At 65.7% G+C, this 25,200-nt stretch carries 24 protein-coding genes and 1 tRNA gene; 18 read left to right on the top strand and 7 right to left on the bottom strand.

Features of this window, described 5'->3' with window-relative positions; translation table 11 throughout:
- Positions 1–2: 2 nt before the first annotated feature.
- The 12 genes from smpB to QOL79_RS03305 all read left to right on the top strand — a co-directional run bounded on the left by smpB (position 3) and on the right by QOL79_RS03305 (position 13,593).
- Positions 3–488, top strand: coding sequence for an SsrA-binding protein SmpB (gene smpB / locus QOL79_RS03250; RefSeq protein ID WP_204993129.1), 486 nt, complete (start codon positions 3–5; stop codon positions 486–488).
- Positions 489–520: 32 nt separating this feature from the next.
- Positions 521–1,108 carry a DUF2062 domain-containing protein gene (locus QOL79_RS03255; protein WP_349306412.1) on the top strand — a complete coding sequence of 196 codons (588 nt, stop codon included), beginning with the start codon at positions 521–523 and terminating at the stop codon, positions 1,106–1,108.
- A 96-nt stretch (positions 1,109–1,204) separates the two neighbouring features.
- Positions 1,205–3,259 (top strand): M13 family metallopeptidase, encoded by a 2,055-nt coding sequence (locus QOL79_RS03260; RefSeq protein ID WP_502957459.1) that lies wholly within the window; start codon positions 1,205–1,207, stop codon positions 3,257–3,259.
- 107 nt (positions 3,260–3,366) lie between these two features.
- Positions 3,367–5,727, top strand: coding sequence for a hybrid sensor histidine kinase/response regulator (locus QOL79_RS03265; RefSeq protein WP_058457456.1), 2,361 nt, complete (start codon positions 3,367–3,369; stop codon positions 5,725–5,727).
- Complete coding sequence (locus tag QOL79_RS03270) at positions 5,720–6,076, top strand: response regulator (protein WP_283418604.1); 357 nt, start codon at positions 5,720–5,722, stop codon at positions 6,074–6,076. Before QOL79_RS03265 ends, QOL79_RS03270 begins: the two co-directional genes overlap by 8 nt.
- A gap of 117 nt (positions 6,077–6,193) precedes the next feature.
- Positions 6,194–7,276 carry a recombinase RecA gene (gene recA, locus QOL79_RS03275; RefSeq protein WP_058457444.1) on the top strand — a complete coding sequence of 361 codons (1,083 nt, stop codon included), beginning with the start codon at positions 6,194–6,196 and terminating at the stop codon, positions 7,274–7,276.
- 236 nt (positions 7,277–7,512) lie between these two features.
- The gene (gene speB, locus QOL79_RS03280; RefSeq protein ID WP_283418605.1) at positions 7,513–8,328 is read left to right on the top strand and encodes an agmatinase; all 816 of its coding nucleotides are present in this window, start codon (positions 7,513–7,515) and stop codon (positions 8,326–8,328) included.
- A gap of 17 nt (positions 8,329–8,345) precedes the next feature.
- Positions 8,346–8,972, top strand: a complete 627-nt coding sequence (locus QOL79_RS03285; RefSeq protein ID WP_283418606.1) for a glutathione S-transferase family protein — start codon at positions 8,346–8,348, stop codon at positions 8,970–8,972.
- Entirely contained in the window at positions 8,962–9,561 is a 600-nt protein-coding gene (locus QOL79_RS03290) for a hypothetical protein (RefSeq protein ID WP_058457441.1), read from the top strand. The genes QOL79_RS03285 and QOL79_RS03290 overlap by 11 nt, the downstream gene beginning before the upstream one ends.
- Before the next feature lie 100 nt (positions 9,562–9,661).
- Positions 9,662–10,396, top strand: coding sequence for a hypothetical protein (locus tag QOL79_RS03295; protein WP_283418607.1), 735 nt, complete (start codon positions 9,662–9,664; stop codon positions 10,394–10,396).
- 63 nt (positions 10,397–10,459) lie between these two features.
- Positions 10,460–13,105: an alanine--tRNA ligase gene (gene alaS, locus QOL79_RS03300; protein WP_283418608.1), complete on the top strand. Its 2,646-nt coding sequence runs from the start codon at positions 10,460–10,462 to the stop codon at positions 13,103–13,105.
- Positions 13,106–13,116: 11 nt separating this feature from the next.
- Complete coding sequence (locus QOL79_RS03305; RefSeq protein ID WP_283418609.1) at positions 13,117–13,593, top strand: SRPBCC family protein; 477 nt, start codon at positions 13,117–13,119, stop codon at positions 13,591–13,593.
- Positions 13,594–13,671: 78 nt separating this feature from the next.
- On the opposite strand, the gene QOL79_RS03310 is transcribed toward QOL79_RS03305, so the two are convergent.
- On the bottom strand, positions 13,672–14,085 hold the full coding sequence (locus tag QOL79_RS03310) for a holin family protein (RefSeq protein ID WP_215351542.1): 414 nt from the start codon (positions 14,083–14,085) through the stop codon (positions 13,672–13,674).
- 62 nt (positions 14,086–14,147) lie between these two features.
- Positions 14,148–14,717, bottom strand: coding sequence for a glycoside hydrolase family 108 protein (locus QOL79_RS03315; RefSeq protein WP_283418610.1), 570 nt, complete (start codon positions 14,715–14,717; stop codon positions 14,148–14,150).
- Positions 14,718–14,789: 72 nt separating this feature from the next.
- On the opposite strand from QOL79_RS03315, the gene QOL79_RS03320 reads away from it, so the two are divergent.
- Both QOL79_RS03320 and QOL79_RS03325 read left to right on the top strand, forming a co-directional pair.
- A complete protein-coding gene (locus QOL79_RS03320; protein WP_058457435.1) occupies positions 14,790–15,767 on the top strand; it encodes an NADPH:quinone oxidoreductase family protein in 978 nt (325 codons plus the stop codon).
- A 140-nt stretch (positions 15,768–15,907) separates the two neighbouring features.
- Positions 15,908–16,252 carry an EF-hand domain-containing protein gene (locus tag QOL79_RS03325; protein ID WP_283418611.1) on the top strand — a complete coding sequence of 115 codons (345 nt, stop codon included), beginning with the start codon at positions 15,908–15,910 and terminating at the stop codon, positions 16,250–16,252.
- Positions 16,253–16,291: 39 nt separating this feature from the next.
- Here the strand turns inward: QOL79_RS03325 and QOL79_RS03330 are convergent, their stop codons facing one another.
- Both QOL79_RS03330 and QOL79_RS03335 read right to left on the bottom strand, forming a co-directional pair.
- The gene (locus QOL79_RS03330) at positions 16,292–17,035 is read right to left on the bottom strand and encodes a sulfite exporter TauE/SafE family protein (RefSeq protein WP_283418612.1); all 744 of its coding nucleotides are present in this window, start codon (positions 17,033–17,035) and stop codon (positions 16,292–16,294) included.
- Between the two features lie 44 nt (positions 17,036–17,079).
- A tRNA-Pro gene (locus tag QOL79_RS03335) sits at positions 17,080–17,156 on the bottom strand.
- Positions 17,157–17,428: 272 nt separating this feature from the next.
- Between QOL79_RS03335 and yajC the strand changes: the two genes are divergently transcribed.
- Genes yajC through secF form a run of 3 tightly spaced genes read left to right on the top strand, consistent with a single transcriptional unit; the run spans position 17,429 to position 20,424 of the window.
- On the top strand, positions 17,429–17,758 hold the full coding sequence (gene yajC, locus QOL79_RS03340; protein ID WP_058457429.1) for a preprotein translocase subunit YajC: 330 nt from the start codon (positions 17,429–17,431) through the stop codon (positions 17,756–17,758).
- Between the two features lie 50 nt (positions 17,759–17,808).
- Positions 17,809–19,428 carry a protein translocase subunit SecD gene (gene secD / locus QOL79_RS03345; protein WP_283418613.1) on the top strand — a complete coding sequence of 540 codons (1,620 nt, stop codon included), beginning with the start codon at positions 17,809–17,811 and terminating at the stop codon, positions 19,426–19,428.
- A 15-nt stretch (positions 19,429–19,443) separates the two neighbouring features.
- A complete protein-coding gene (gene secF / locus QOL79_RS03350; protein WP_058457427.1) occupies positions 19,444–20,424 on the top strand; it encodes a protein translocase subunit SecF in 981 nt (326 codons plus the stop codon).
- A 4-nt stretch (positions 20,425–20,428) separates the two neighbouring features.
- On the opposite strand, the gene QOL79_RS03355 is transcribed toward secF, so the two are convergent.
- On the bottom strand, positions 20,429–21,598 hold the full coding sequence (locus QOL79_RS03355; RefSeq protein WP_283418614.1) for a glycosyltransferase: 1,170 nt from the start codon (positions 21,596–21,598) through the stop codon (positions 20,429–20,431).
- Positions 21,599–21,704: 106 nt separating this feature from the next.
- A complete protein-coding gene (locus QOL79_RS03360) occupies positions 21,705–22,265 on the bottom strand; it encodes a helix-turn-helix domain-containing protein (RefSeq protein WP_283418615.1) in 561 nt (186 codons plus the stop codon).
- 86 nt (positions 22,266–22,351) lie between these two features.
- Here QOL79_RS03360 and QOL79_RS03365 point away from each other — a divergent pair, with 86 nt between their 5' ends.
- Positions 22,352–22,834, top strand: a complete 483-nt coding sequence (locus tag QOL79_RS03365; protein ID WP_283418616.1) for a DUF6456 domain-containing protein — start codon at positions 22,352–22,354, stop codon at positions 22,832–22,834.
- 533 nt (positions 22,835–23,367) lie between these two features.
- Here QOL79_RS03365 and QOL79_RS03370 read toward each other — a convergent pair.
- Positions 23,368–25,146, bottom strand: coding sequence for an ABC-F family ATP-binding cassette domain-containing protein (locus QOL79_RS03370; RefSeq protein WP_283418617.1), 1,779 nt, complete (start codon positions 25,144–25,146; stop codon positions 23,368–23,370).
- Positions 25,147–25,200: the final 54 nt, after the last annotated feature.

Consider the following 25,200-nt stretch of genomic DNA (forward strand, 5'->3'; position numbering starts at 1 on the left):
CAATGGCCCGTCCGCAGTCCGCCGCCGAATTCGACAAAAAAAAGGTCGTCGCCGAGAACCGGCGCGCGCGGTTCGACTATGCCGTGGAACAGGTGTTCGAGGCAGGGATCGCGCTGCAGGGTACCGAGGTGAAGTCGCTGCGCTTCGGCGAGGGCACGATCGCCGAAAGCTATGCCGAGGTGAGCGGCGGCGAAGTGTGGCTGATCAACGCCAACATCCCCGAATTCAGCCACGGCAACCGCTTCAATCACGAACCGCGGCGCCCGCGCAAATTGCTGCTGAACGGGCGCGAGATCAACAAGCTGCATGCCGGGGTGATGCGGCAGGGGATGACGATCGTTCCGCTGTCGGTGTATTTCAACAGCCGCGGCCGCGCGAAGGTCGAACTCGCGCTCGCCAAGGGCAAGAAGGCGCACGACAAGCGCGAATCGATCAAGGAGCGCGACTGGAAGCGCGACAAGCAGCGCCTGCTGAAGGACCGCGGATGAGCGGCGGCGAGCCTCGCGACAAGGCGGCGGTCATGAACTGGATCCGCCGCAACTCGCCGACCCGCGAGGACCTGCTCGAAAGCCGTTTCGTGAGGCCGTTCGCACACCGCGTCGCGCATAGCCATTTGTGGCGGTTCACCCGCACGTCGGTGCGGCGCGGCACCGCGCTGGGGCTGTTCGTCGGTATCTTCTTCCTGATCCCCGGCGTCCAGATTGCGGGCGTGGCGCTGCTTGCCTTGCCGTTCCGTGCCAATATCCCGATCGGCGCGGCGATGACCTTTCTGTCCAATCCGCTGACCACGCCGCTCATCCTTGCCGCTTCGGTGTGGCTGGGCAATGTGCTGTTCGGGCTGCGAACCAATGTCGCCGACCTCTATGTCCTGTACGACGAAGGGGCGTCGCTGGTCGAATGGTGGCACTGGTTCACCGCGAACGCCGGGCCCGCGCTGCTGGGCGGAGTCGCCGGCCTGTTCGTCATTTCGGTGGTTTCGGCTGTTGTCGGCTATGTTCTGGCGTCGATCGGTTGGGATGCCTGGATACGCCTGCGCTGGCGGCGCAAAATTCGCCGGGCGCGCGACAAACGACTTGAGGCGTCGACGAGCGACACCGTCGCCGGTTGAACCCGGCCGGAGCGGGCCTATAGCTGTTCCATCGCAAGATCGCGCTGGCGGAGGGAACCGCGGGCGCGCTATCCATTTGTTCATCTGGGGAACATCATGAACCGTCCGAACATTTCTTCGCGCCTGATGGCGACCGCGGCGCTGGGCGCCATGCTGCTGGGCGCCGTGCCCGCGCTTGCCAAGGATGAGGCCGCACCGGCGACGTCCGCGTCGGCCAAGCCGCAAATCGGCGACTTCGGCTTCGACCTCACCGGCATGGACAAGACCGTCCAGCCGGGCGACGATTTCTATGCCTATGCCAACGGCACCTGGGCGAAGAACACGGCGATTCCGGCCGACAAGTCGAACTACGGCATGTTTACCGCGCTGGCCGACCTGTCGCAGAAGCGCACGCAGGAAATCCTCGAGGCGGCGAAGGCCGATCCGAACAGCATGATCGGCCGCGCCTATGCATCGTACCTCGATTCGGCGGCGGTCGAGGCGAAGGGCCTCGCGCCGATCCAACCGTGGCTGGCGAAGATCCGGAGCGTTGACAAGGCAGGCCTTGCGGCTCTGCTCGCCGAGGCCGACCGCAGCGGTGTGGCGCACTTCTTCGGCGGTTATGTCGGGCAGGACGACAAGAATCCCGACGTCTATATCTACACGATCGGGCAGGGCGGCATCGGCATGCCCGACCGCGATTTCTATCTGAAGGACAGCGAGCGCAACACCAAGCTGCAGGCCGCTTACCTCAAGCATCTCGAAAACGTCCTGACGTTGGCAGGCGAGGCGGACGCCGGCACGCGCGCCAAGGCGATCTACGATTTCGAAAAGCAGATCGCGACGGTCCACTGGGACAAGAACGACAGCAGCGACGCGACCAAGGTCTATAACAAGATGACCGTCGGCGAACTGGCCAAGATCGCGCCGGGCTTTGACTGGACGACCTTCGTTCGCGGCGTCGGCGTCAAGGAGGACTCGCTCCTCGTGTCGCAGCCGAGCGCCTTTACCGGCGAGGCGAAGCTGATCGCCGACGCGCCGATCGGCGTGATCCGCGATATCCTGACCGTCCGCAGCCTCGACAGCTTCTCGGGCGTGCTGCCCGACGCGGTCGCGAAGGAAGCCTTCTCCTTCTATGGCACCGCGCTGTCGGGCACCCCGCAGATGCAGGAACGCTGGAAGCGCGCCGTCGACTTCACCACCAACAATATGGGTGAAGCCGTCGGGCAGGATTATGTCGCGAAATATTTCCCGCCCGAAACCAAGGCGGCGATGAACGTGCTGGTCAAGAATGTCCTCGCCGCGCTCGACACGCGCATCGGCAACCTGACCTGGATGCAGCCCGCGACCAAGGTGCGCGCGAAAAAGAAGCTCGCCAATTTCACGACCAAGATCGGCTATCCCGACCGCTGGAAGGATTACAGCAAGCTCGAGATCAAGCGCGACGACCTGTTCGGCAACGCGCTGCGCGCCAACCAGTTCGCGCACGACGACAATATCAGCCGCCTCGGCGGTCCGATCCGCCGGTGGGAGTGGGGGATGACCCCGATGGAGGTCAACGCCTATGCCAATTTCGGGATGAACGAGATCGTCTTCCCCGCCGCGATCCTGCAGCCGCCCTTCTTCGATCCGAAGGCCGACGCCGCGATCAACTACGGCGGCATCGGCGCGGTCATCGGTCACGAGATCAGCCATCATTTCGACGACCAGGGCGCAAAATATGACGAGACGGGGAAGCTGGCCGACTGGTGGACGCCCGAGGACGTCAAGGCGTTCGAGGCGGCCGGCAAGGCGCTCGTTGCACAGTATGATGCGTATGAAGTGCTGCCCGGCGAGCATCTCGATGGCACCTTTACGCTCGGCGAGAATATCGGCGATCTCGCCGGCCTGACCATCGCCTATGACGCCTACAAGAAGTCGCTCGGCGGCAAGCCGGCGCCGGTGATCGACGGGCTGACCGGCGACCAGCGCTTCTTCCTCGGCTGGGCGCAGGTGTGGCGGCGCAACTATCGCGAGCAGAATCTGGCGCAGCGCATCACGACCGATCCGCATTCGCCCTCGATCCAGCGGACTTGGGTCTCGCGCAACCTTGACCCTTGGTATAAGGCCTATAACGTCAAGGAAGGCCAGAAGCTGTATCTGGCACCCAAGGATCGTGTCCGCATCTGGTGATGCGGCTATAGAAAGAGCGTCAGTTGACCGCGCAAAGCCTGCCCTCCGCTGAGACCGATTTCAGCAGGGGGGCGGGCCCCGCGGGACCGCTCGGCGCGCGGTTCAATCTGTCGCGCGTCGATCTGGCCGTGCTCGGCGGTCTTGCGCTCCTGTCGGTCGGCCTGCTGTTCTGGGCGACCGGAAACGTCGTACTGGCGGCGGGCTTTCTGGCCGGGCTGGCGATCGCGGCGGGCGGTACCTTGCTGGCCCGCCGTCTGTTCCCCAAGGCGGCCGCAGGTGAAGCGGCGCTCCCCGACTGGACGATGCTGCGCGTCGCGGTGAACCACGACGATGTCGCGGTGGCGGTGACCGACCGCGGCGGACGGCTGGTCTGCGCCAACGATCTGTTCGCGACCTGGTTCGGCGGGTTCGTCACCCCGCCGGGTCTGCCGGTCGATGCACGCGGCGCCGAGGCATTGAAGAACGCCGGCCGCACCGCATGGCGCGACGGCGAGGGGGTCGCCGACGATATCGCCGTCGGTCCGTTGCAGCTTCGTGCGCATATCTTCCGTACCGGGCAGGCCGAGGATTATCTTGTCTGGCGCTTTTCGGCAAACGAACGGCTCGATCTTGCGACCGAGATCGTCCGCCATCTCGACGGGCCGGCGGGCCTGACGCTCGCGCAGGCGGGCGTCATGGCGGCGCTCGTCAGCGCCGAGGGGCGGCTCCGCTCCGCAAATCGCGCCTTTCTGCTCCGCGCGCTCGATGAGGCCGATCAGGCACATTATGTCGGGCGCGACGTGTCGGCGATGCTGCGGCTCGACGAAGCGGGTTCACTCTATTTCGCGCGCGAGGGCGACCGCGCGACGCCGGTGCGGATGATCCAGATCCCGCTCGCCCCCGCCGACACCCACGGACCGGTGCTGCTGACGATGCTCGACGAGGAGATCGGGCCCGCCGATCGCGGCACTGCGCAGGCCTATGTCGAAACCTTGCTTTCGCTGCTCCCGTTCGGGCTCGCGCTGGTCGATCGCGACGGCCGATTTCTCTACATGAACCGTGCGTTCAAGCGCGCTGGCAATGTCGGCGAAGGCCGGATGCCACGCTATCCGGGCGACCTTGTCGTCGGCGAGGACAAGGGGCCGCTCGCCGACATGATCCGGCGCCACAGCAGCGGGCAACAGGTCGGAGGCGACTTGTCGATCCGGCTGGTCGGGCAGGGTGACGATCCGGTGTCGATGCGCGTCGTCGGCGTGCGCGGGCTCGGCGAGGCGGCGGTGCTGCTCAGCCTCAAGGATTCGAGCGAGGAATCGCGGCTCAAGCGGCAGGTCGCCCAGGCGTCGAAGATGCAGGCGGTCGGCCAGCTTGCGGGCGGCGTCGCGCACGACTTCAACAATATCCTGACTGCGGTGCTCGGAAGCTGCGACCTGATGCTGATGCGTCACACACCCGGCGACAGCGACTATGACGACATCCAGCAGATCCGCAGCAACGCGAACCGCGCCGCCAGCCTGACCCGGCAATTGCTTGCTTTCTCGCGCCAGCAGACGCTGCGCCCGCAGATCCTGCAACTGCCCGACGTCATTTCGGAGGTGTCGCATCTTCTGAAACGTCTGATCGGCGATACCGTCCATTTGTCGGTCCATCACGGCCGCGGGCTCGGCGCGGTGCGTGCCGATCCTGGGCAGCTCGAACAGGTGATCATCAACCTTGCGGTCAATGCGCGCGACGCGATGCCCGGCGGCGGGACGCTGACGATCGAGACCTATCCGGTATCGGCGGCCGACGTGCGCCAGATGGGCAGCGAGTTCATGCCGCCCGCCGACTATAGCGCGCTGAAGGTCAGCGACACCGGCACCGGAATCCCCGCCGACGTGCTGCCGAAGATCTTCGAGCCCTTCTTCACGACGAAGGACGTCGGCAAGGGCACCGGGCTCGGGCTGTCGACGGTCTATGGCATCATCAAGCAGTCGGCAGGCTTCATCTTTGCCGACAGCAAGCCCGGCAAAACCAGCTTCACCATCTACCTCCCCGTCCACCGCGCCGAGCACGGCGCACCGGCGACGCCCACGCCGGTGTCGAAGCCGAAAAAGAGCCAGTGGGGCACGGGTACCATTCTCCTCGTCGAGGATGAGGATATGGTGCGTGCGGTCGCGGAACGAGCCCTGGCCCGTGCGGGTTATACGGTCGTCACTGCATCGCAGGGAGAAGAGGGCTTGGAACGTTTCGCCGGGATGGAAAAGGTCGATCTCGTCGTCAGCGACGTCGTGATGCCGACGATGGACGGGCCCGCGATGGTGCGCGAGATGCGCAAGAAGCGGCCGGCGCTGCCGGTCCTGTTCATGTCGGGCTATGCCGAGGAGCAGCTTCGTCAGTCGATCAACATCGACGACGTCGCCTTCCTGCCCAAGCCCTTCTCGGTCGCGCAGCTTGCCGAGGCGGTGTCGGCGGCGCTCGACAATGCGGCGCATCGGGCGTCCGATGGCTGACGCGAATCGCATTCTGCTCGTCGAGGACGATGTGCTGATCGGCATGATGCTCGTCGACATGTTCGACGCGCTCGGCCTGCCCGAACCCGCGCAGGCCACGACGAATGAAGAGGCGCTGGCGATCATCGCCGCCGAAGCGATCGGCGGTGCGCTCGTCGACATCAACCTGGGCGACGAAAAGGGCTGGCCGATCGCCGATGCACTGGCCGCGCGCGGGATTCCTTTTGCCTTCACCTCGGGCGGCGGCGACATCATTCCGGCGGAACATGCGCATCGGCGGCTGGTCGCCAAGCCGTTCCGGATCAGCGATATCGAAGCGGTTCTGGACGAATTTTCGGCCGGAAACTGAGCATTTCTTCCCCTTCGATTTTTCTTTGTTCCCCACTTGTTCCATGAGAACAAATATGGCACATAGTCTGCCATTGCGATGCTTCTGCCGTCGCTCTAGAGCTGGAAAGGGACGGTCATGGCCGGACAATTGTCACTCGTCGAATCGGGGAAATCAGTGAACGGAACGGACAGGCAGAAGGCGCTCGACGCCGCGCTCGCGCAGATCGATCGCGCGTTCGGCAAGGGCTCGGTGATGAAGCTGGGCTCGAAGGAAGCGATGCAGGTGGAGGCGATCTCGACCGGCTCGCTTGGCCTCGACATCGCGCTCGGCGTCGGCGGCTTGCCGCGCGGACGCGTCATCGAAATCTACGGCCCCGAAAGCTCGGGCAAGACCACGCTGGCGCTGCACTGCATCGCCGAGGCGCAGAAGATGGGTGGCACCGCGGCCTTCGTCGACGCCGAACACGCGCTCGACCCCGTCTATGCGCGGAAGCTGGGCGTCGACATTGACGAACTGATCGTGTCGCAGCCCGATACGGGCGAGCAGGCACTCGAAATCGTCGACACGCTCGTCCGCTCGAACGCGATCGACGTGCTCGTCGTCGACTCGGTCGCCGCGCTCGTCCCGAGGGCGGAGATCGAGGGCGAGATGGGCGACAGCCACGTCGGGCTTCAGGCGCGCCTGATGTCGCAGTCGCTGCGCAAGCTCACCGGCTCGATCAGCCGTTCGCGCTGCATGGTGATCTTCATCAACCAGCTGCGCATGAAGATCGGCGTGATGTACGGCAATCCCGAAACCACGACCGGCGGCAACGCGCTCAAATTCTATGCATCGGTGCGTCTCGACATCCGCCGTACCGGCCAGATCAAAGATCGCGACGAGATCGTCGGCAACACCACCAAGGTGAAGGTCGTGAAGAACAAGGTCGCACCGCCGTTCAAGCAGGTCGAGTTCGACATCATGTACGGACAGGGCATTTCGAAGATCGGCGAGATCCTCGACCTCGGTGTCAAGGCGGGGCTCGTCGAAAAGTCGGGCGCCTGGTTCAGCTATGATTCGATCCGCATCGGGCAGGGCCGCGAGAATGCGAAGAATTTCCTGACCGAAAATCCCGAACTGATGCAGCGTCTCGAAAGCGCGATCCGTAGCCGTACCGACGCGGTGGCCGAAGAGATGATGGCCGGCCCCGATGATGAAGGCGACGATGGCGATCTTTGATCGCCGCTACTGACGCCATCCGGCCGGTTTCCCCGATCTCGGCAGAAACCGGCCAGCCGACGGCGGCGGGCCCCGCGGTCTCCTTGCGACCGCACCGTACCTGCGCAGCCCCTCTCCTGCAGGTCGGCCCGCCCGCCGTCCATTGCTCGCCGGTGATCAGGGAATGGCGATTTCCTTGAGCCAATTCTCAACCACCAGCGCCTTGCGCGACCTTCGCCAGCGGCTACAAGCAGCCCATGCCCGCGATCCGTCTTTTCGGCCTGCCCACCGACGTCAACAGCAGCTTCGAGCGCGGAGCGGCGGCGGGGCCGGCGGCGATCCGCGCCGCCTTGCGCAGCGAGCGCGGCAATCTGGCGAGCGAGCTTGGGCCCGAGATCGGCGTCGATATCGCCTTTGCCGACGACGGCGACCTGCCGCTCAGCGAAGACACGGCGCGCGACGATGCGGCGATCCGGCGCCACGTCACCATGCTGCAAGAGGATGGTGAGGTGCCATTGGCGCTCGGCGGCGATCATGCGGTGACCTTTCCGCTCGTCGAGGCGGCGGCAACCTGTTTTGGCCCGGTCAACATCCTTCACTTCGACGCGCATCCCGATCTCTACGACGATTTCGGCGGCAATCCGCGCAGCCACGCCTCACCCTTTGCGCGCATTTGCGAGGCTGGCCATGCCGGGCGGCTGGTGCAGGTCGGCATCCGGACGCTGAACAGACATTGCCGCGAGCAGGCCGAGCGCTTCGGGGTCGAGATCGTCCCGATGGCCGGGTTCACGCCGGGCGCGGTGCCCGTACTCGAAGGTCCGCTCTACATCTCGATCGACCTCGACGGGATCGATCCGGCCCAAGCGCCCGGCGTCGCGCATCCCGAGCCGGGAGGTCTGACCGTCCGCGAGGTGTTGGCGGTCCTCCACAAGCAGACCGCACCGATCGTAGGCGCCGACATCGTCGAGCATCATCCCGGCCGCGACGTGGGCGGCGTCACGGCGATCCTCGGCGCGAAGTTGGTGCGCGAACTCGCGGCGCTGATCGACCGCAACGGACCCTATCCAAATTGACCCCGAAGGAGAGAGCGATGAGCCTGATCGTCCACCATCTCAACAACAGCCGCTCGCAGCGCATCCTCTGGCTGCTCGAAGAGATTGGCGCGCCCTACGAAATCAAATTCTACGATCGCGACCCTGTCACGAATCTCGCGCCGCCCGAACTCATCGCGGTTCACCCGCTCGGCAAGTCGCCGGTGCTGGAGGATGCCGGGCGCATCATCATCGAGTCGGCGGCGATCGCCGAATATATCTGCGACTATCATGGCGGTGAGAAACTGGTGCCGCAGCGAGGCACCGACGACCATGTCCGCCACCTGCAATGGATGCATTTTGCCGAAGGCTCGGCGATGACCCCGATCCTGCTGCGCATTTATACGGCGCGTCTCGGCGAAGCGGCCGCGCCGCTCGAAGCGCGGATCACGCAGCAACTCGATTCGCACTTTGCCTATATGGAAAGCGCGGTCAGCGAGGATGGGCATTTCGTCGGCGATAATCTGACCGCCGCCGACATCATGCTGAGCTTTCCGGCCGAGATCGCAATCATGCAGGGACTGGCGCAGCGCTTTCCGAAACTCGCCAATTTCGTGAATGCGTGCCACGGCCGGCCGGCGTGGCGCCGCGCGCGGGAGAAGGGCGGCGCCTATTATGGCTATTGATCGCCGGCCCGGCGGTCGGTTGTGGTTGGTGTCGGCTTTCCTCCTTTCCGGTATCCCGGCGGCTTTCGGCGCGCCGCCGCTGATCGCGCCCGAGGTCGAGCGCGACGTGGTCGTGCCCGGGGGCGTGATCTTCAAGCCGACGGCGGCGGATGAGGAGGGAGCGGTTGATCGTTTCGCGGAATATACGCTGGCGCTGGCGCGGCGCGACTATGCTGCGGCCTATGCGATGCTGCGCCTGTCCTTCCAGGCGGCGAACCCGCGGCTCGAATGGGAAATGAACCTGCGCAAGCGCGCTGCGATCTGGGCCGATGGCCGGATCCGTGTTTTGCGGTTGAGCTGGTATCCCGACCCTGCCGGACAGCCCCCGGGGCTTTACGCCGCCTTCGATTTTCGCGGCGACCGGGCGGACGGGACGATGGACTGCGGCTATGTTGTCGTTCACCGCGCGAAACCGGGCGACGGCTTCACCGTGGTGCGGATCGACACGTCCGAAGTCCCGCCCCAGTTGGTGGAGGATGGCGTGCCGAAGGCCGATGTCCTGCAGCAACTGCCCTGCTATCTCGGCAAGGGCATCGCCACCTCCTTTTGAGGCGGTCAGACAACCCGAAGAAATTAGACTTGTCGAGCCTTGCCGCCCGATCCCATATGATCCCCGCCGTGGAGCGCGGCGCCAACAGGGGGTGGGCGGCATGAGTTTTCTGGCGATGGCATTGATGCTGGCGGTTACCGAGCCGGGAATCCGGATCGATGCGGTGCCCGGCCGCGGCTATACAGCGACGGTCGACAGCTTTGAATCGGCGGCCTTCGGCAAGGTCATGGAACGAGTGCAGGCAGAGGCGGTGCGTCGCTGCGGCAAGCTCGGAACCCGCTTTGGCCGGCATTATTTCGACAGCCGCATCGACACGGCGCGCAACGTGATGCTGATCGAGAATCTGCGCCAGAACTTCTTCTGCTTCGATCCGGCGACCGATCCGTACAAGCCGGTGCCCGCCGATTGGACCGCAAGCGCGGCGGAGACCGCGAATGTGACGGTCTTCGTGACGCGCTTTCTCGATCGGCTGAACCGCGGCGATGCTGCTGGCATGGCGATGATGGATCCGATCATCGAGATCAGCAAGGCCGACTGGGACGGGCTGGTCAAGGGCGCGACGCAGGGGCGCACGGGCAGCGCAGGGACGCTCACGCCGAAGTTCGTGACGTGGAGCAACAATCCGGCGGGGGCTGCCTATCCGGGCGCCTATGCCTTCTTCTCGGTGATCGACGATCATCCGGGGATCGAGGGGACGTGCGGCGGGATCATGGTGCAGCGGGTGCGCGAGAATGAATATCGCATCTCGCAATATGACGTGCAGTTCATTCCGACCGCGCTGGTCGAGCAACGGGGTTTGACCGACGACGAACTCGACGGACTGTGCGCGCGCTGACGGCGCGGTACCTTCTCGTTCGTAATGCTTGAGAAACGCGGCGTGTCGCACTAGATCGCGCGCATGACCTCGACCAACGACATTCGCCGCTCTTTCCTCGACTATTTCGGGGAGGCGGGCCACCATATCGAGCCGTCGGCGCCGCTGGTGCCGTACAACGACCCGACGCTGATGTTCGTCAACGCGGGCATGGTGCCGTTCAAGAATGTATTCACGGGGCTGGAGAAGCGTCCGTACAGCACCGCGACCTCGTCGCAGAAGTGCGTGCGCGCGGGCGGCAAGCACAACGACCTCGACAATGTCGGCTATACGGCCCGGCATCACACCTTCTTTGAAATGCTGGGGAATTTCTCTTTCGGCGACTATTTCAAGGAACAGGCGATCGCCCATGCATGGACCCTGATCACCAAGACCTGGGGCCTGCCGCCGGAAAAGCTGACCGCGACCGTCTATCACACCGATGACGAGGCCTATGACCTGTGGCGCAAGATCGCGGGTCTGCCCGAGGATCGCATCATCCGCATCCCGACCAGCGACAATTTCTGGTCGATGGGCGACACCGGGCCGTGCGGTCCGTGCAGCGAAATCTTCTATGACCATGGCGACCATATCTGGGGCGGCCCGCCGGGATCGCCCGAGGAGGATGGCGACCGCTTCGTCGAGATCTGGAACCTGGTGTTCATGCAATATGAACAGTTGCCCGGCGGTGAACGCGTCGACCTGCCGCGGCCGAGCATCGACACCGGCATGGGGCTCGAACGCATCGCGGCGGTGCTGCAGGGCGTTCACGACAATTACGACACCGATACGTTCAAGGCGCTGATCGCGGCGTCGGTCGATCTGACCGGTGTTCCGGCCGAGGGTGGAAGCCAAGCCAGCCACCGCGTGATCGCCGACCACCTCCGCGCGTCGAGCTTCCTCGTCGCCGACGGCGTGCTGCCGTCGAACGAGGGCCGCGGTTATGTGCTGCGCCGGATCATGCGGCGCGCGATGCGTCATGCGCATCTGCTGGGCGCCAAAGATCCGTTGATGCATCGGCTGCTGCCGTCGCTGACCGCCGAGATGGGCGCGGCCTATCCCGAGCTGATCCGCGCGCAGCCGCTGATCGCCGAGACGCTGGAGCGCGAGGAGGTCAAGTTCCGCCAGACGCTCGAGAAGGGATTGCGGCTGCTCGACGAAGCGACAGCCCAGATGGGCAAAGGCGATACGCTGCCCGGCGAGGTCGCGTTCAAGCTCTATGATACCTATGGTTTTCCTTACGATCTGACCGAGGATGCGCTGCGGCCGCACGACATCAACGTCGACCGTGAAGGCTTCGACGCGGCGATGGCGCAGCAGAAAGCGGCGGCGCGCGCGGCCTGGAAGGGCAGCGGCGACAAGGCGTCGGACGAAATCTGGTTCGACCTCGCCGAAGCCAACGGCAGCACCGAGTTCACCGGCTATACCTCGACCGCGGGCGAGGCGACCGTGATCGGGCTGGTCAAGGACGGCAAGCCGGTCGGCGAAGCGAAGGCGGGCGACGAGGTGGTCGTGCTGACCAACCAGACCCCCTTCTATGGCGAGAGCGGCGGGCAGATGGGCGACGCGGGGACGATCGCGACGCTGGAAGGCGCGAAGGCGTCGGTGAGCGACACCGGCAAGCCGCTCGGCCGCCTGCACACGCATCAGGCCAAGCTGGAGGCGGGAACGCTGAAGGTCGGCGATACGGTCCAGCTCACCGTCGACGCCGCGCGGCGCGATCGCATCCGCGCCAACCACAGCGCGACGCACCTGCTGCACGCGGCATTGCGCAACCGGCTGGGCGGCCATGTGACGCAGAAAGGCAGCCTGGTCGCCGAGGATCGCTTCCGCTTCGACTTCTCGCACCCCAAGGCGCTGTCCGCCGAGGAGATTGCGCAGATCGAAGCCGATGTGAACGCACAGATCCGCGGCAACGAGCCGGTGACGACGCGGCTGATGACCCCCGACGATGCGATCGCCGCGGGCGCGATGGCGCTGTTCGGCGAGAAATATGGTGACGAGGTTCGCGTTCTCAGCATGGGCGCGGCGGACGATCATCACTATTCGGTCGAGCTGTGCGGTGGGACGCACGTCCGCGCGCTCGGCGACATCGCCTTGTTCAAGATCGTCGGCGAAAGCGCGGTCTCGTCGGGCGTGCGGCGGATCGAGGCGCTGACCGGCGAAGCGGCGCGTCAGTGGCTGAACGGCCGCGACGAGGCGCTGAAGGCGGCGGCTGCAGCGCTCAAGACCTCGCCCGACGAGGTGCCGGCGCGCGTTGCGGCGCTTGCCGAGCAGCTCAAGAAGGCCGAGCGCGAGCTGGCCGACGCGAAGAAGGTACTTGCGATGGGCGGCGGCGGCGGCGCGGCGACGGGCCCGGCGGTCGAGCAGGTGGGCGATGTGGCGTTCCTCGCGCAGGTCGTCGACGGGCTCGATCCCAAGGAACTGCGCGGCGCGGTCGACGGCCTGAAGAAGCAGGTCGGCAGCGGCGTCGCGATGCTGGTTGCGGTCACCGACGGACGCGCTTCGGTCGCCGTGGGCGTTACCGACGACAGGACCGGCAGCCACAGCGCGGTCGATCTGGTCAAGGCCGCGGTCGCGGCGCTCGGCGGGCAGGGCGGCGGCGGCCGTCCCGACATGGCGCAGGGTGGCGGTCCGAACGGCGGCGCGGCGAACGATGCCGTCGCCGCGGTCAAAGCCGCGCTCGCCTGAAATCGAACAAGTTGAAACCGACCAAGAAGACGCGGCGCACCGATCATGCCGAACGGCTGATCGCGGCGCCGCTGGTCGATGTGTTCGCCGCCTTCACCAGCGCCGACAAGCTCGCACGCTGGTTGCCGCCCGAGGGGGCGACGGGTGAATTCGAACATTGCAATCTGACCGAAGGCGGTGGTTTCCGCCTGCGGCTGACCTTCGACGACCCGGATATCGAGACCAAGAGCGAGGACGACGCCGATATCGTCGAGGTCCATATTCCGGTGCTCGACGACGGGCGGCTGATCGTCTGGGAGGTCGAGTTCGAATCCGACGATCCGCGTTTTTCAGGGACGATGGCGATCCACTGGTATCTCTCGCGCAAAGGCGGCGGCACGCTGGTGACGATCGATGCGCATCACGTGCCGCCGGGGATTTCGGCGAAGGATCATGTGGCGGGGCTGACGAGTTCGCTGGCGAATCTGGCGGCGGTGGTGGAGGGGTAAATGTTGCCCGGCGTAAGCCGGGGCCCAGCAACGCCGCGCTGCCCACGTGGACCCCGGCTTTCGCCGGGGCGCAGGAAATCAGCTCTCCACCCCCTTTGCCTTCCCCCACGCGCGTGCGGCGGTGTAGCCGAGATAGCCGGTGCCGAAGAGCGCGTAGAGCGGCTCGGGAATACCCGCGAGATAGGCGTTCATTCCCTCGGCGATGCCCTTTGCCATGTCGGGCCGTGCGGCGGCGATGAGGCCCATCGGGATCGCCCATAGCAGCAGCGCATACATCACATAGAGGAAGCTCGGCCGGGCGCGGCTGGTCCAGGGGTCGGCGCTGTTCGCTTCGGCGACGATCGCGGTCATGCGGGTGCGGATCGCCTCCATCTCCTGGCTCCCCTCAAGCTTCAAGAGCTCGAGCTTGGCGCGGTCGCGTGCTTCCGGGTCGGGGATGATCTTGTCGATCAGCTTGGCGATCGGGCCGATCAGGCCTTCGATGATGCTCATGGCAATGCTCCTCAAGGTTTCAAAGTTCAGTAAAGTTCAGCCCAATGACGCGCGATGGGGCATCAGTCGCCCGCGATGCGGTTCGCGAGCCAGCCGTAGAGAAACGCCTCCTGGCTGGGACGGCGTTCGGCGAGTGCGATGTAGCGTTCGCCCTGCAGCGCCTCTATCGCACGCAGCAGGACGGTCTCGCCGCCCTTGCCGCGCGCCTTCAGGAAGCCGTCGAGCGCCGACAGCGTGCGCGGTCCGATGTCGCGATCGACCGCGATATCGGGATAGTCGCGCGCGGCGCGATTGAACGCATTGAGCGCGCGTTGCAGGAAACCGACGGCGGTGCCGGTGCCCATGTTGACGCCGGTGTCGAAGAGTTCGGCGGCGATCCGGGGCGCGCGCAGCGCCACCTTGTCGAAGCCGGGGCGCAGCCAGTAGAGGCGGCGATAGATGATCGCGGCCTCGGCGCGCGGCAGGTCGCGCATCGAGCCGTCATAGCCCTGCGCCCGCGCGACGGCTTCGGTGATTCCCCAGCAGGTCGGGCCGCCGCGGTCGGCGGGGTGGTTTACATATCGACCTTCGCGGTCGATGACGGCGTCGATCAACGCGTCGGCGTCGCAGGTCGATGGATCGGGTCGTGGCATGATTCGTTCCTTTCGGTTTACCGGGTGCCGTAAACGAACCATATGGGTACATTGTAGGAAAGGCCTTTCTCGATGCGGGCTTTGCAGGTGCGTGAATTGCTGCCCGACCATGCCGGTGCGGGGCTGGTCGACCTTCCGGTGCCGGGGCCGGGGGCGGGCGAGGTGCGCGTTCGCGTGCGGGCCGCGGCGGTGAATTTCCCCGACCTGCTGATGACGCGCGGCGGTTATCAACTGAAGCCCGATCTGCCCTTCGTGTCGGGTCTGGAATTTTCGGGCGAAGTCGATGCGGTCGGCGCGGGCGTCACCGATTGGAGAGTCGGCGACGCGGTGGTCGGCGGCAACCGGTTCGGGGCAATGGCCGAATATACCGTTGTTCCTGCTGGGGCGCTCCGTTCAAAGCCTGAGGCGATGAGCTGGGAGGCGGCGGCGGCCTATCCGGTCGCCTACCTGACCGCCTATGTCGCGCTGGTCCGCTGCGCGCGGGTCGAACCCGGCGAATGGGTGCTGGTGCATGGCGCCGCGGGCGGCGTCGGGCTCGCGACGGTCGATCTGGCCAAGGCGCAGGGCGCGCGCGTGATCGCAGCGGCGAGCAGCGCGGAGAAGCGCGAGGCGATCACGCGGCTCTATGCGCCCGAAGCGGTGATCGCCGCCGAGCCGGGCTTTCGCGACGAGGTGAAAGCGCTGACCGGCGGCAAGGGCGCCGATGCGATCTTCGATCCGGTGGGCGGCGATGTGTTCGACGAATCGACGCGCTGCATCGCGTTCGGCGGGAGGCTGCTCGTGATCGGCTTTGCGTCGGGCCGCATTCCCGAGGTGTCGGTCAATATGCCGCTGATCAAGGGATTCTCGGTCGTTGGCGTTCGTGCGGGCGAATATGGGCGGCGCTTTCCCGGGCGCGGGGCCGAGAATGTCGCGGCGGTGGATGCGCTGGCGACAGCGGGCAGGATCCGGCCGCATGTCCACGCCGTGCTCGATCTGGCCGACTGGCGGGAGGCTTTTGCGATGCTCGAGAAGCGCGAGGCGGTGGGGAAGGTCGTGTTGCGCCCCTGATGCTCGATCACCGGACGGGCGCGGGGAACGCCCCGCCGCATCCGGCATAGTTTTGCGACAATCGCCGCGCCATGGAGCGTCCGGGGTGCACCTGTTCAGGGTATCTGGCGGCAGCGCCGCCCATCGATAAAGGACGATTTGTGAAGAAACGGATTCTGATTGCCGCGCCGCTGGCGCTTATCGCTCCCGCGGCCCATGCCCAGCCGCCGCACGACGGCGGGCGTATTTTCGCAATGATCGACGCCAATGGCGATGGCAAGCTCGACAAGGCCGAGATCACGAAAATGGCCAAGATGCGGGCCGAGAAACAGGGCGACGCATCGCTCGCGGCGCCCGAAAAGATCGACATTTTCTTCAAGCATCTCGACGCCAATGGCGACGGCTTCGTCGACAAGAGCGAGATCGAGGCGATGCGCAGCGCCCGTGCCTCGGCGCCGCCGCCCGAAGCACCGCAGGGCGACGCGCCGGCGCAGGACGCCAACTGACCGGTGCCGAGGGCGGCGTCCCGAAGAGGGGCGCCGCCCTCAGGCGACCGCGATCCGGATCGCCTGAACGAGAAAGGCGAGCCCGACGAGCGTCACCAGCCAGCGGCGGATGAGGCGGAACTGCGCGTCGCTGATCCGGTCGAGGATGATGCCTCCGACACTGATCCCGGCCATCGACGCCGCGACGGCGACGAGGGTGGCGGGAAGTGCGAGCGCTTCGCGCCCTTCGGCGCTGACCAGCAGGCCGCCGTAAACGAGAATCTTCGAGGCATGGCCCATCGCCTGCATCACCGCCTTGGTCGCGACGACCTGATGCCGGTTCAGCATAGTGTTGACGAACAGCAGGTCGCTTACCGGCCCGGAGACACCCGAGATCAGCGAGATGGCGTTCGCGACGAAGCCGCCTGCGACCGCGTGCGAGCGTTTGCTGGCGTCGAGCCGGATCCAGCGTTCGGGAAGCCAGACGAGGATCGGGGTCAGGCCGAGTCCGAGGAAAACGAGGAATTTGGTCGGCGCGAACAGGATGACAGAGAAGAGCGCGAGCGACGCGGCTGATCCGAGCCCGAACCAGACCAGCACCGGCCACGCGATGTGCCGCCGGTGGAGCAGAAAGCGCCAGGTGTTCGACGCGAACTGGATGACACCGTGCAGCGCGAGCGCGAGTGCGGGGGGCAAGAGCCAGGTGAGCACGCCCATGAAGACGATGCCCCCGGCCATGCCGAAAACGCCCGAAAGGATGGAGGTGAGGAAAGCTGCGACGACGATCAGCGCGCTTGCCTGCATCGTTGTTCACGCTTTCCGTGCAAACCGCAGTCTTGCGGTGAAATTGGTCGGGACGAGAGGATTCGAACCTCCGACCCCCACACCCCCAGTGTGATGCGCTACCAGGCTGCGCTACGTCCCGACCGGCCCGATTGGGCAGGCGTGGCCCCTAGCGCGGGTTGGCAAACGATGCAAGGCTCTCCTGAGCAAAGTCGACCGGCGGCGGGTGCGGCGATGCCATGGCCGCTACCGCCTTGATCTGTCGGCGGCGGCCCCCATGTGGGACGGGTCTGGCGGGGGAGGCTGCGCAGCGAGCGGTTGCGTCCATATTCCCCGCGTGATAGGCGCCGCGCCATTATTGTGCCCGCCCGTTCCGCTGGACGGGTGCCGCTGCAAAGAGAAAGTCTTTCGTTCATGTCGACTAATTTGCTTCTGACCCAGGCGGCTGGCTCCGGGGGCGGGGCCGCCGGTTTCATCATGCTGGTGCCCTATCTGCTGATCTTCGTCGTTTTCTGGTTCTTCCTCATTCGCCCGCAGCAGGTGCGGATGAAGGAACATCGCAACAAGATCGCCGCGGTGAAGCCGCGCGACCAGGTCGTGACCGGCGGCGGAATCGTCGGCAAGGTGACGCGCGTCGACGATGAATTTGCCGATGTCGAAATCGCGCAGGGCGTCAAGATCAAGGTCGTGAAATCGACCCTGTCCGACGTGCTGGCGCCCGGCGGCAAGCCCGCGAACGACTGACGTTCCGGCGCCGCCCGCTTGGCAGCGCCCAGACCAACCGGAATCCCCCTATGCTCGATTTCCCGCGCTGGAAAACCATCGGCATCAGCATCATCCTGCTGCTCGGTATCCTTTTTTCCATTCCCAGTTTCCTGCCGTCCAAGACGTTCGAGAGCCTGCCGGGCATTGCGCAGATCAAGGTCAATCTGGGCCTTGACCTTGCCGGCGGCAGCCACCTGCTGCTCGAGGCCGACGTCGCCGACCTGCAGAAGACGCAACTCGCGAACATGGAAAAGACGGTGCGCACCGCGATGCGCGGCGAGCGCGGACCCGACGACGATATCGCGATAGGCGAACTGTCGACCGCGGGCGGCAAGATCAGCTTCCTCGTTCGCGACCAGCGACAGCTCGACGCGGCGCGCGACCGGCTATTCAACGAGACCGGCGGCGCCCCCATTGCAACGGGGCAGCGCGACTGGCAGATCGACGTTATCGATACGACGCGGATCGTGATGACGCCGACGGCCGCCGGTCAGACGGAGGCGATCAAGAATGCGATGGATACGGCGCGCGAGATTATCGACAAGCGCGTCAACGCGCTGGGCACGCGCGAGCCGACGATCATCCGGCAGGGCGACGACCGCATCGTCGTGCAGGTGCCGGGCCTGCAGGATCCGCAGCAGCTGAAAGACCTGATCGGGAAGACCGCGCGCCTCGAATTCCGGATGGTCGACGCCAACGCCGACCCCGCCGAGGTTGCCGCGGGCCGTGTGCCGGTGGGCAGCGAGATCGTGCCCTATGCCGAGGGCGCGAACGCGGGCGGCGCCCCCTATGAAGTGCTGCGCCGCCAGGTTATGATCAGCGGCGAGCAGCTGCTCGACGCCAAGCAGGGCTATGACGGGCAGTCGGGGCAGCCGGTCGTCAACATCCGTTTCGATTCGGGCGGCTCGGCGACCTTTGCCAAGGTCACCGCGCAGAATGTCGGCAAGCGCTTTGCGATGGTCCTCGACGGCCGCGTGCTGTCGGCGCCGTCGATCAACGAACCGATCCTCGGCGGCAGCGCCCAGATTTCGGGCAGCTTTACCGTCGCGACCGCGAACAACCTCGCGATCTCGCTGCGTTCGGGTGCGTTGCCGGTGAAGATGACGGTGGTCGAGGAACGGACGGTCACGCCCGAACTCGGCGCCGATTCGATCCGCAAGGGTATCATCGCGGGGATCGTCGCGACCGTTTCGGTGCTGACGCTGATGGTGCTCGTCTATGGCCGTTTCGGCGTCTATGCCAACGTCGCGCTGTTCTTCAACATCTTCCTGATCATCGCGATCATGGCGGCGTTCAACGCGACGCTGACCCTGCCGGGTATCGCGGGCTTCGTGCTGACGATCGGCGCCGCGGTCGACGCGAACGTGCTGATCAACGAGCGTATCCGCGAGGAATTGCATCGCGGGCGGCGCGTCTTCCAGGCGGTCGAACTCGGCTATTCGGAAGCAAGCCGCGCGATCTTCGACGCCAACGTCACCAACGTCATCGCGGCATCGCTGATGTTCTGGTTCGGCTCGGGTCCGATCAAGGGCTTTGCCGTCGTGCTGACCATCGGCATCGTCACCAGCGTCTTCACCGCGGTCACCGTCACGCGCCTGTTCGCGTCGCGCTGGCTGCACAAGACGCGTCCGGCGTCGATCAACATTTAAGGAAAGGGCGACATCATGCGTTTGCTGAAACTCGTCCCCGACGACACGAACATTGATTTCCTGAAATGGCGGAAGCTTGCTTCGGCCATGAGCTTCATCCTCGTCGCCATCTCGATCGCGCTCGTCGCGGTCAAGGGGCTGAACCTCGGCGTCGATTTCGTCGGCGGCCAGTCGGTGCGCGTCGAATTCAACGGGACGATGCCGCCGATCGATCAGATCCGCGAAAAGGTCAGCGCGATCGGCCTCGGCGAGCCGACGATCCAGCAGTTCGGATCGGACAAGGCGGTGTCGATCCGCACCGCGCTGCCCGAGGGCGACAAGACCGTCGCCGACCGCGCGGGTAAGCAGCTGGTCGCGGGCATCCAGAAAGCGTTCCCGACCGCGCATACCGGGTCGGTCGAAACCGTGTCGGGCAAGGTGTCGGGCGAGCTTATCAGCACCGGCGCGCTGAGCCTCGCGCTCGCGATGCTCGGCATCTCGATCTATATCTGGATCCGCTTCGAATGGCAGTTCGGTGTCGGCGCATTGGGCCGCCTGTTTCACGAAGTCGCGCTGACCTTTGGTTTCTTTGCGGTGACGCAATTGCAGTTCGACCTGAACAGCATCGCGGCGCTGCTCACCATCGTCGGCTATTCGCTGAACGACACGATCGTGGTGTACGACCGCGTGCGCGAAAATCTGAAGAAATATCGCAAGATGGACATCGTGCCGCTTCTGAACCTCAGCATCAACGAGACGCTGTCGCGCACGGTGATGACGAGCGTTTCGGTGATGCTGGCGCTCGCGATGCTGCTGATCTTCGGTCCCGACGTGATTTTCGGTTTCACCGCGGCGATGCTGTTCGGCGTGTTCGTCGGCACCTATTCGTCGATCCTGATGTCGACGCCGGTGCTGGTGTGGCTGAAGGTCGGCTCTGACAGCTTCATACCGCGCACGACCGCTGCGAACGAAGGCGCCGAGCGCGTGACGCGCAAGGATGACGGCGCAGTGGTATGATCGGCTAACGGCCGGCGCAGCGGCGGAGATGTTCCGCCAGCTCGCGGCCGTTTCGGTCCCAGTCGAAGCGGCCGCCCAGCGTGGCGGCGACGTCTGCCGGTGATGGCGGCGCGGCAAGCAGCGCGCGGACCGCGTCGGCAATCGCTTGTGGGGTGCGGTCGACGATGCGCCCGGCAACGGGAGCGGTGACGAGTTCGGCGCCGCCGCCCGCGTTGCTGATGACGATGGGGGTGCCGCAGGCGAGCGCCTCTACCCACGCATTGGCCAGCCCTTCGCTCGCCGATGGCATGACGACGATGTCGGCGGCGCTATAGAGCATCGGCAGGTCGGCGTTGGCGACCGGACCCATCAGATGGACGCGGTCTGAGACGCCCAGCCGCTGGGCGAGTGCGCGGTAGCGGGCTTCCTCTTCGCCCGCACCCGCCAGCCAGTAATGGACGCCTGGAAGTGACTTCAGGGCTTCAATGACGAGCGCCTGCCCCTTGCGCGGAATGAGGGCACCGATAGTTGCGATCGCGGGTTCCTCACCCATCCCGAGCGCGGCGCGCGCGGCGGCGCGGTCCGCCGGATGGAACCGGGCCGTATCGATCCCTGTATAGTGAACGGCGATCTTGTCCGGATCGATGCCGATCGCGGCCATGTCGCGCCGCATCGCATCGGAGACGGCGAGCAGGCCTGCGGCGCGATTTCCCGCTTCGAGGACCTGGGCCTTCGTCGCCGGGTCATGGCCGAAATGGCTGATGTCGGCGCCGCGCGCCTTCGCGGAGAAGGGGAGGCCCAGCGCGTCGGCGATACGCATCGCTGCTGGGCCGTCGGGGTAAAAGAATTGCGCGTCGACGACGTCGAACGACTGGCCTCGGACGGCCGACAGGACGGCGCGTGCGACCTTCGCAGGGTTGAGACGCGCGCCGTAGCGCGGGATCAGCGTAAAGCGTGGGCGATGGACGGTGAGACCGTTCCATTGCTCGGCGTGCGGCAATGCGCGGAGAGCACGGTAGCGCTCGTGCAGCGAAAGCGGGAAGGGCGGGAGTCCGACGGGTGCGATGACGGTCAGGTCGATGCAGGGCTGCACGGCGAGCGCGCGCAGACTCCTCTCGACGAACAGGCCGAAGTTCGGCCGCGCAGCGTCAGGGAAGAGGGTGGCGATCGACAGGACGCGAAGAGGCGAAGTCATACTCGCCCATCCACCTTTTCGTCATTGCGAGCGAAGCGAAGCAATCCAGACTGTGCGTAAACCGCTCTGGATTCCTTCGCTTCGCTCGCAATGACGGGCTTCAGGATCACAACGTCCGGATCAATCTAACCGCGATCGCCGCCCATGGCGGGTTGCTCACGACCTGCTGGCGTTGACCGGTGCCGAGCGGGAGCAGGTGGAGCTTTTCGCCGTCGACGTTGAGCAGGCGCGCGAAGAAGAAGCGGCCGGCCGGGCGGGGAACGAGGATGTCGCGGTTGAGCGCGCTCGTCCAATCTCCCTCGATCCGGCGGCACCAGATTTCATCGCCCGCGCGATAATCGCCGATCGACGAGGTCACGCGTATGGCGACCATATCCTCGCCCGGACGCGCGGTGAGCGCCTGTTCGACCCGCGTCGGCGCCTGGGCACCGTCGGCGCCGAGGTGCGCGGTAATGGTGAGCTGCGTATCCTGCGGCAATTGGACGAGCTCGGCGGCTTCGACCCCCAGCGCCTTGGCGATGCGGTTCATCCAGCCCAATGACAGCGTTCGCGTGCCGGTTTCGAGGCGGCCGATCGTCTGCGCGGTCGTCGGCGGATCGCAGCGCTGCCCGACTTCTTCAAGCGTCAGCCCCTTGGCACGACGCACGGCGCGGATGCTGTTGATCATTGCCTATCCCCCAATAACCAAATCGGTTTCTTCTTTCCTACAAAATAATCCAATGTCAAGCCGGTCGTGCAAGACAGGAGAATCGCATGACTGCACGCCGCCTCGAAACGCGCATCCATCCCAACGACCGGATCGATCCGGACAAGGCGGGGCCGCAGGTGATGCGGCATGTCACGGTCAATGTGGCGGAAAGTCCGATCGCCTGGCTGGCGTCGCGCGGGATGCTGACGCCGGAGCAATTGCACGCGGGCGAGCGGCTGCGCGCCGATTACGAGCGCGCGGGGCTGGCGGCGCGGGTGACGATGCGGTGGGACACCGCGCCGCCGGCAAAGGGGCGTGGCGGAGCGCGGGCTTCGGATGCGTCGCTGGCACGGATCGACGCGCACCGGCGCTTTCACGCGGCGATCGACCATGTCGGGCCGGGGCTTGCCGATATCTGCTGGCGCGTTGTGTGTGCTGGAGAGGGGATCGGAGGGGCGGAGAAGGCGCTGGGCTGGCCCACGCGGTCGGGGAAGCTGGTACTGGGGCTGGCGCTCGACCGGCTGGCGCGGTTTTACGGGACGGGGTGAGGATGTCGATGATCGCTTTCGGCTGGTTGCGGCCTTGGTGATTCCCGGCGAAAGCCGGGATCCAGACAACGAGCGCTGCGCTTGCTTCATGGGCCCCGGCTTTCGCCGGGGTCCACATTACGACTGCAAACAACCGGAAGCCGCCGTAATTTACATCGTCATCCCGGACTTGATCCGGGATCCATGACTTCAGCGCTGCGATGGATCCCGGATCAAGTCCGGGATGACGAAAACAGCAAATGGCAGCTAACGACCGATTGCGGACATTGATCCTCCCTGTGCCGCAGGCATAGGGAGGTGGCAGCGCGAAGCGCTGACGGAGGGGCAAGTGGCGCGGCCGCGGCCGCCCCTCCACCATCGCCTGCGGCGACGGTCCCCCTCCCCATGGCTGCGCCACAGGGAGGATAATTCCTTCATCGTCACCCCGGACTTGATCCGGGGTCCATGACTTCGCCGCCGCCGTGGATCCCGGATCAAGTCCGGGATGACGAATGAGGATCAGCGAACGTCCGCTCACCACCCCAAAGCGGACGTTAGCCCAGCGCTTCGACCTCTTCCGCCAGTGCCAGCCAGCGATCCTCGGCTGCCGCTTTGTCATCGCGCAGCTTGTCGAGCTTTGCCGTCAGCGCGTTGAAGCGCGTGTTGTCGCGCGCGAACAGGCTGCCGTCGGAGAGTTCGGTTTCGATGGCCGCCATTTCCTTCTCGATCTCCTCGATCCGGGCGGGGAGCAGGTCGTAGTCGCGCTGGTCCTTGTAGCTCAGCTTCTTGCGCGCCTGCGGCGGGGGAGGCGTGGTTTCGCCGGCCGCGGCCTTGGCTTTCGCCGCGGCGGGCTTCACGCGCTTCGCTTCCCAGTCGGCGTAGCCGCCGGCGACGATGTCGACCTTGCCCGATCCGTCGAGGCCGAGCGTCACCGTAACGGTGCGGTCGAGGAAGTCGCGGTCGTGGCTGACGAGGAGGACGGTGCCTTCGTAATCCGCGATAACCTCCTGCAACAGGTCGAGCGTTTCGAGGTCGAGGTCGTTCGTCGGCTCGTCGAGAACGAGCAGGTTCGATTCGCGGGCGAATTCGCGCGCCAGCAAGAGCCGCGAGCGTTCGCCGCCCGAAAGCGCGCCGACGCTGGCATTGGCGACCCCGGGCTCGAACAGGAAGTCCTTGAGATAGCCCTGCACATGCTTCTTGACCCCGCGCACCTCGATCCAGTCGCCGCCGTCGGCGAGAATGTCGCGAACGGTCTTGTCGGGGGCGAGCAGGCTGCGCTGCTGGTCGATGACGATGCCGTCGAGCGTCGGGGCGAGGGTGACGCTACCCTCGTCGGGCTGGATTTCGCCGGTGAGCAGCTTGAGCAAGGTCGACTTGCCCGCACCGTTCGCGCCGACAATGCCGATGCGGTCGCCGCGCTGAACGCGGAAGGTGAAGTCCCTGATGATCGTGCGGTCGCCGAAGCGCTTTGTGATATGGTCGGCGGTGATCACCGATTTCGAGCGGACGTCGTCGTTGGCTAGGCCGAGCTTGGCGACGCCGGGGCCGCCCATCATCGCGGCGCGGGTCGCGCGCATTTCGTGCAGCTTTTCGAGGCGGCCCTGGTTGCGCTTGCGGCGCGCGGTGACGCCGCGTTCGAGCCAATGCGCCTCGAGCCGGAGCTTTGCGTCGAGCTTTTCGGCGGCGCGCGCTTCCTCGGCGAACACCGCCTCCATCCATGCGTCGAAGCCGCCGAAGCCGATTTCCTTGCGGCGGATGCTGCCGCGGTCGAGCCACAAGGTCTGGCGTGTCAGGCGGGTCAGAAAGGTCCGGTCGTGGCTGATCGCGACGAAGGCACCGCTATAGCGCGCGAGCCAGCTTTCGAGCCAGTCGATCGCCGCGAGGTCGAGGTGGTTCGTCGGCTCGTCGAGGAGCAGCACGTCGGGATTCTGTGCGAGCGCGCGGGCGATCGCGGCGCGGCGGCGTTCGCCGCCCGAGGCACTCGAGGCCTCGCGTCCCATGTCGATGCCGAGCTGGTCGGCAATGGCCGCGACCTCATGCTCGGGCGGGGCGTCCGGGCCGGCGATGGCATAGTCCATCAGCGTCGCGAAACCGCGGAAGTCGGGCTCTTGCTCGAGCAGCACGACATGCGTGCCGGGGACGATCGTGCGCTTGCCCTTGTCGGGTTCGATGCGGCCGGCGAGCAGTTTGAGCAAGGTCGTCTTGCCCGCGCCGTTGCGGCCGATCAGCGCGAGCCGGTCGCGTTCGCCGATATAGATGTCGAGATCCTGGAACAGCCAGCCTGAGCCCTGAACCAGACCGACGCCTTCGTAAGAGAGAATGGGGGCAGCCATGATGAACGGCTCGCTACTGGCGCGTTCAGCATCATGCAAGCGCCGACAGAGCAA

The sequence above is a fragment of the Sphingopyxis sp. Geo48 genome, assembly GCF_949769155.1.
Classification (GTDB): domain Bacteria; phylum Pseudomonadota; class Alphaproteobacteria; order Sphingomonadales; family Sphingomonadaceae; genus Sphingopyxis.

What these genes read in the sequence shown, in the direction of transcription:
- smpB (WP_204993129.1), top strand. Translation starts at nt 3, where the DNA reads ATGGCCCGTCCGCAGTCCGCCGCCGAATTCGACAAAAAAAAGGTCGTC.
- QOL79_RS03255 (WP_349306412.1), top strand. Translation starts at nt 521, where the DNA reads ATGAACTGGATCCGCCGCAACTCGCCGACCCGCGAGGACCTGCTCGAA.
- QOL79_RS03260 (WP_502957459.1), top strand. Translation starts at nt 1,205, where the DNA reads ATGAACCGTCCGAACATTTCTTCGCGCCTGATGGCGACCGCGGCGCTG.
- QOL79_RS03270 (WP_283418604.1), top strand. Translation starts at nt 5,720, where the DNA reads ATGGCTGACGCGAATCGCATTCTGCTCGTCGAGGACGATGTGCTGATC.
- recA (WP_058457444.1), top strand. Translation starts at nt 6,194, where the DNA reads ATGGCCGGACAATTGTCACTCGTCGAATCGGGGAAATCAGTGAACGGA.
- speB (WP_283418605.1), top strand. Translation starts at nt 7,513, where the DNA reads ATGCCCGCGATCCGTCTTTTCGGCCTGCCCACCGACGTCAACAGCAGC.
- QOL79_RS03285 (WP_283418606.1), top strand. Translation starts at nt 8,346, where the DNA reads ATGAGCCTGATCGTCCACCATCTCAACAACAGCCGCTCGCAGCGCATC.
- QOL79_RS03290 (WP_058457441.1), top strand. Translation starts at nt 8,962, where the DNA reads ATGGCTATTGATCGCCGGCCCGGCGGTCGGTTGTGGTTGGTGTCGGCT.
- QOL79_RS03295 (WP_283418607.1), top strand. Translation starts at nt 9,662, where the DNA reads ATGAGTTTTCTGGCGATGGCATTGATGCTGGCGGTTACCGAGCCGGGA.
- alaS (WP_283418608.1), top strand. Translation starts at nt 10,460, where the DNA reads ATGACCTCGACCAACGACATTCGCCGCTCTTTCCTCGACTATTTCGGG.
- QOL79_RS03310 (WP_215351542.1), bottom strand. Translation starts at nt 14,085, where the DNA reads ATGAGCATCATCGAAGGCCTGATCGGCCCGATCGCCAAGCTGATCGAC.
- QOL79_RS03315 (WP_283418610.1), bottom strand. Translation starts at nt 14,717, where the DNA reads ATGCCACGACCCGATCCATCGACCTGCGACGCCGACGCGTTGATCGAC.
- QOL79_RS03320 (WP_058457435.1), top strand. Translation starts at nt 14,790, where the DNA reads ATGCGGGCTTTGCAGGTGCGTGAATTGCTGCCCGACCATGCCGGTGCG.
- QOL79_RS03330 (WP_283418612.1), bottom strand. Translation starts at nt 17,035, where the DNA reads ATGCAGGCAAGCGCGCTGATCGTCGTCGCAGCTTTCCTCACCTCCATC.
- yajC (WP_058457429.1), top strand. Translation starts at nt 17,429, where the DNA reads ATGTCGACTAATTTGCTTCTGACCCAGGCGGCTGGCTCCGGGGGCGGG.
- secD (WP_283418613.1), top strand. Translation starts at nt 17,809, where the DNA reads ATGCTCGATTTCCCGCGCTGGAAAACCATCGGCATCAGCATCATCCTG.
- secF (WP_058457427.1), top strand. Translation starts at nt 19,444, where the DNA reads ATGCGTTTGCTGAAACTCGTCCCCGACGACACGAACATTGATTTCCTG.
- QOL79_RS03355 (WP_283418614.1), bottom strand. Translation starts at nt 21,598, where the DNA reads ATGACTTCGCCTCTTCGCGTCCTGTCGATCGCCACCCTCTTCCCTGAC.
- QOL79_RS03360 (WP_283418615.1), bottom strand. Translation starts at nt 22,265, where the DNA reads ATGATCAACAGCATCCGCGCCGTGCGTCGTGCCAAGGGGCTGACGCTT.
- QOL79_RS03365 (WP_283418616.1), top strand. Translation starts at nt 22,352, where the DNA reads ATGACTGCACGCCGCCTCGAAACGCGCATCCATCCCAACGACCGGATC.
- QOL79_RS03370 (WP_283418617.1), bottom strand. Translation starts at nt 25,146, where the DNA reads ATGGCTGCCCCCATTCTCTCTTACGAAGGCGTCGGTCTGGTTCAGGGC.